Source organism: uncultured Flavonifractor sp. (assembly GCF_944387675.1).
Lineage (GTDB): Bacteria > Bacillota > Clostridia > Oscillospirales > Oscillospiraceae > Flavonifractor.
The window spans coordinates 1-4,532 of sequence record NZ_CALXFV010000136.1 but is presented as its reverse complement, the minus strand read 5'-3'; the positions used below and the strand labels follow the sequence as shown (position 1 = coordinate 4,532).

The following is a 4,532-nucleotide window of genomic DNA, read 5'->3' as shown; positions in this document are numbered from 1 at the left end:
CAGCCGGAAGGGCCAGGGATACAGGGCCAGGGTGGCCTCGTCCTGCTCCAGGGTGAGCTCCGCCCAGTCCGCACCCTGTCCGGTGACGGCAAATTCCCGCCGCCGGGCAAAGCCGTGGCGCTCCATGGAGACCTCCCTGCCCTTTACCTGAATTTTTCCGTCCCGCAGGCCCCCCACAATGGGAAAGAGCAGGGGGTTGCGGCCCGGCCAGTAGGCCGGGTCGCCGGACCAGATGTACTCCCGGCCTGTCTCGTCCCGGTAGGATACCAGCTCGGCCCCCAGGGTGGTAATCCGCGCTTTGCGGCCGCCTCGTTTCAGTTCCAGTTCCATCGCTGCACGCCTCCTTTGTTCTTACCTGCATTATAGCCGTCCCGTCCGCCCTTTGCAAGGGCGGAAGCGTTTGACATCCATGGCGTTCCGGGATAAAATAAAGCCAATCTGAGATAGGAAGGAGCAGCCCATTATGCTGTTTGCCCCATATGAGCGGGTGCGCTACGCCCGCTCTCCCCTGGTGGAGGTCATCTGCCAGCTCCGCTTCCCCACCATTCTGTCCATCGGTGCCAATGAGCCCGCCGCCTTTCAGGAGGCGGTGCGCCGGGATTTTCCCCGCTATCTGGTCCGGCAGGAGCAGCTGCCCCCCAGAGTGGTGAAGAAGGGGAACGCCGCCACCCTGGAGACGCCCAAGCCCATCACCAACTACCATTTCATCTCGGAGGACAACCGGTGGAAGCTGAATCTGACCCAGAATTTCATCGCCCTGTCCACCCTGAACTACGGGCGATGGGAGGACTTCGCCGCCCGGCTGGACCAGGCGCTGGCCCAGTTCATCCAGATCTATCAGCCCGCCTTTTTTGAGCGCATCGGCCTGCGGTATGTCAACGCCATCTCCCGGAAGCGGCTGGGTCTGGAGGACCAGCTGTGGGACGATCTGATCCGGGACCAGTATCTGGGCATCCTGGGCCAGCCCGACGTGGAGGAGGGTGAGATCACAAAGTGCTCCCTGGATGTGGAGACCCCCCTGGTGGGCGGCTACAAAATGAAGCTCCACACCGGCCCCGGCCTGGTGGGCGGCAACCAGGGGGATAAGGAGGTCAAATTCATTCTGGACGGGGACTTCTCAGCCGCCGGCCAGCTTGCTGCCGACTCGGTCCCCGCCAAGCTGGAGGACATGCACCGCTTCGCCGTATGCCTGTTCCGAGGGGCCGTTACCGACGAGCTGTATCAGGCCATGGGTCCCACCCCCCTGGCAGAGTGAGCCGCCGCCATGGAGGAGCTTGTGATCCGCCCCGCCCGGCGGCAGGAACTGGAGGAAATCTGGGCGCTGGTGGGCCGGGCGGTGGTCCACATGAACCAGCTGGGCAATCCCCAGTGGGGGCCGGATTACCCCACCCGGGCCTTCTACGCCGGAGATATTGACCGGGGGGAGCTGTATGCCGCTCTAACGGGAGGCGCTCTGGCGGGAGTCGCCTGTATCAACACCAGCGAGTCTCCGGAGTATGACCCTCTGCCCTGGACTACCGTCCGCCCGGCCATGGTCATCCACCGCATGGCAGTGGACCCGGCCTTTCAGCGCAGCGGCGTGGGTACGGCCTTTTTTCGCTTTGCCGAGGACCGGGCCAGAGCGCTGGGACTGGGTGCCATGCGCATCGACACCTATTCCCTGAATAACCGGATGCAGGGACTGATCCGGCGCATGGGCTTTACCCAGGTGGGGACCATTCGTCTCCACGGCCGGCCCCTGCCTTTCCCCTGCTTTGAGAAAAGCCTTGCAATCCCCGGGGCAAAGGAATAGAATAGACAGGTGTCTTGACAGAAAGGAGCGTGTCCGCCCATGAAAAAGCTGCTGCTGGTGGTGGACTATCAGAAGGATTTTGTGGACGGCTCTCTGGGATTCCCCGGCGCGGAGGCGCTGGATGGACCCATCGCCGCCAAGGTGGCCGCCTACCATGCCGCCGGGGACGATGTGGCCTTTACCCTGGACACCCACCAGAGCGACTACCTGAGCACCCAGGAGGGCAGAAAGCTGCCGGTAACCCACTGTCTGATGCATTCAGAGGGCTGGCAGCTCTATGGAGAGACGGGAAAGGCCCTGGACAGGGCGCGGGACATGCTCATCTGCAAGCCCACCTTTCCCTCCCTCTGGCTGGGAGATTGGCTGAAGAAGCAGAACTATCAGCGCGTTGAGTTGGTGGGGCTGGTGTCCTACATGTGCGTGCTCTCCAACGCCATTGTGGCCAAGGCCGCCCTGCCGGAGGCGGAGCTGGTGGTGGATGCCGCCTGTACCGCCGGCCCCGACCCCAGGCTCCACGCCAACGCCCTGGAGCTGCTGGAGACGCTTCAGATCACCGTTGTCAACCGGGAGGATTGAATATCATGAAGGAACACATGAACTACACCCTGCTGTGCGATTTCTATGAATTGACCATGGGCAACGGCTATTTCCAGACCGAGGGATACGCCGACCAGATCTGCTATTTTGACATTTTCTTCCGCAACGTTCCTGACGGGGGAGGCTTCGCCATTGCCGCCGGACTGGAGCAGGTCATTGACTACGTGGAGCACCTGCATTTCGATCAGGAGGATCTGGACTACCTCCGGGGAAAGGGCTGCTTCTGCGAGGGCTTTTTGGACTATTTGAAGCACTTCCGTTTTACCGGGGACATCTGGGCCGTACCGGAGGGAACCCCCATTTTCCCCCGGGAGCCTATCCTCACCGTGCGTGCGCCTGCCATTGAGGCCCAGTTTATTGAGACCTTCCTGCTGCTCACTTTGAATCACCAGTCCCTGATCGCCACCAAAACCAACCGCATCGTCCGGGCGGCAGATGGCCGGCCGGTAAGCGAGTTCGGCTCCCGCCGGGCTCAGGGGCCGGATGCGGCAGTGCTGGGCGCCAGGGCCTCCTACATCGCCGGGTGCGCCGGCACCGCCTGCACCCTGGCCGATGAGATGTACGGCTCCCCCGCCGGGGGAACCATGGCCCACTCCTGGGTGCAGATGTTTCCCGACGAGTATACCGCCTTCAAGACCTACTGCCAGCTCTATCCCCACTCCGCCACCCTGCTGGTGGACACCTACAACGTGCTCAAATCCGGGGTTCCCAACGCCATCCGGGCATTTAAAGAGGTTCTGCTCCCTCAGGGCATCACCAGCTGCGCCATCCGGCTGGACAGCGGCGACCTCACCTACCTGTCCCGAAAGGCCCGCAAGATGCTGGATGCGGCGGGGCTGACCGAGTGCAAAATTGTGGCCTCCAACTCTCTGGACGAGTACATCATCCGGGACCTGATCCTCCAGGGGGCCAAAATCGACTCCTTCGGCGTGGGAGAGCGGCTTATCACCTCCAAGAGCGAACCGGTGTTCGGCGGGGTGTATAAGCTGGCGGCTGTGGAGGATAAGGAAGGGAACATCATCCCCAAGATCAAGATCAGCGCCAATCCGGACAAGATCACCAATCCCCACTTCAAGAAGGTGTACCGGCTGTTCGACAACGAGACCGGAAAGGCCTTTGCCGACCTGATTACCCTCCATGACGAGGTGGTGGACGACACCCGGCCTCTGGAGCTTTTCGACCCGGACGCCACCTGGAAGCGAAGCGTGTTTACCAACTTCACCGCCAAGGAGCTGCTGGTGCCTATCTTCCGGAACGGCCAGCGGGTGTATCAATCCCCCCCTATCGCCGAAATGCGGGCCTGGTGCGCCGGGCAGATCGATCTGCTTTGGGATGAGGTCAAGCGGTTTGAAAACCCCCATAATTACTACGTAGATCTGTCCCAAAGGCTGTGGGATATCAAGCAGTCCCTGCTGAAGCAGCAGGGGTAAACCCGCCCTACAAAGCAGGAAAGCCGTGCTCCCCCAATGGGAGAGCACGGCTTTTTGTGAGCTGTTCGGTTTTGCGCCCCTTAGAAGTACTTCTTGACACCCTCGGTGGCCAGGGAGGCGTCGGCACTGATGGTGACGGTGAACTTGATGTTGTTTTTCTCGGAAAAGCTGTTCAGCCAATCCAGGAATTCTTCCACCGCATGGTCGCCAGCCTGAGAGGCGACGATCTTGGTCAGGCTGTCGATGAAGATATGGGTGATATCATAGTTGCCGGCATACAGGCCGCTGATAAAGCCCTTCAGGAAGTCGTAGCTGCCCATGTCATAGTGGCTGGCCTCCACCAGACGGATTTTATAGTGAATATCATAAGTCAGCTTGGGCCCACGCTCAATGCAGACGACATTTCCGTTTTCGCTGTGCACAGCGGAATTAATGAGTTCGATCATTTGCTTGGTCTTGCCGGTGCCTTTGACACCCATGATCACTCTCACCATAGTTATCACTCCTTACTTAGTACGCCAGGGCGGACCCCCGGTCTGGTACGTTTATGTTACCATTTTTACCGTGGGATTGCAACCGATTTGCTTAAGTTCACAAAAAATTCCCAAAGCCCCGGGAGTTATCCCCTTTATCCCAGCTGGGCCTCCAGCTCCGCCCGCTTGTCCTCGTAGCCGGGCTTGCCAAGCAGTGCATACATATTATTCTTGTAGGCC

At 60.4% G+C, this 4,532-nt stretch carries 5 protein-coding genes and 1 pseudogene; 4 read left to right on the top strand and 2 right to left on the bottom strand.

Going from position 1 to position 4,532, the window contains the following annotated elements:
- Window positions 1–330, bottom strand: a pseudogene (locus Q0J74_RS10475) (aldose 1-epimerase family protein); the annotation flags it as partial.
- Window positions 331–463: 133 nt separating this feature from the next.
- On the opposite strand from Q0J74_RS10475, the gene Q0J74_RS10470 reads away from it, so the two are divergent.
- From Q0J74_RS10470 to Q0J74_RS10455, 4 genes are read left to right on the top strand one after another with little or no spacing between them, the layout of a single operon-like run.
- The gene (locus Q0J74_RS10470) at window positions 464–1,255 is read left to right on the top strand and encodes a TIGR04255 family protein (protein WP_297214385.1); all 792 of its coding nucleotides are present in this window, start codon (window positions 464–466) and stop codon (window positions 1,253–1,255) included.
- Window positions 1,256–1,264: 9 nt separating this feature from the next.
- Entirely contained in the window at window positions 1,265–1,792 is a 528-nt protein-coding gene (locus Q0J74_RS10465; RefSeq protein ID WP_297214383.1) for a GNAT family N-acetyltransferase, read from the top strand.
- Between the two features lie 39 nt (window positions 1,793–1,831).
- Window positions 1,832–2,368, top strand: coding sequence for a cysteine hydrolase family protein (locus Q0J74_RS10460; protein WP_297214381.1), 537 nt, complete (start codon window positions 1,832–1,834; stop codon window positions 2,366–2,368).
- A gap of 5 nt (window positions 2,369–2,373) precedes the next feature.
- Complete coding sequence (locus Q0J74_RS10455) at window positions 2,374–3,819, top strand: nicotinate phosphoribosyltransferase (RefSeq protein WP_297214379.1); 1,446 nt, start codon at window positions 2,374–2,376, stop codon at window positions 3,817–3,819.
- Window positions 3,820–3,899: 80 nt separating this feature from the next.
- On the opposite strand, the gene Q0J74_RS10450 is transcribed toward Q0J74_RS10455, so the two are convergent.
- Window positions 3,900–4,313 carry a hypothetical protein gene (locus Q0J74_RS10450; protein ID WP_297214377.1) on the bottom strand — a complete coding sequence of 138 codons (414 nt, stop codon included), beginning with the start codon at window positions 4,311–4,313 and terminating at the stop codon, window positions 3,900–3,902.
- Window positions 4,314–4,532 lie beyond the last annotated feature (219 nt).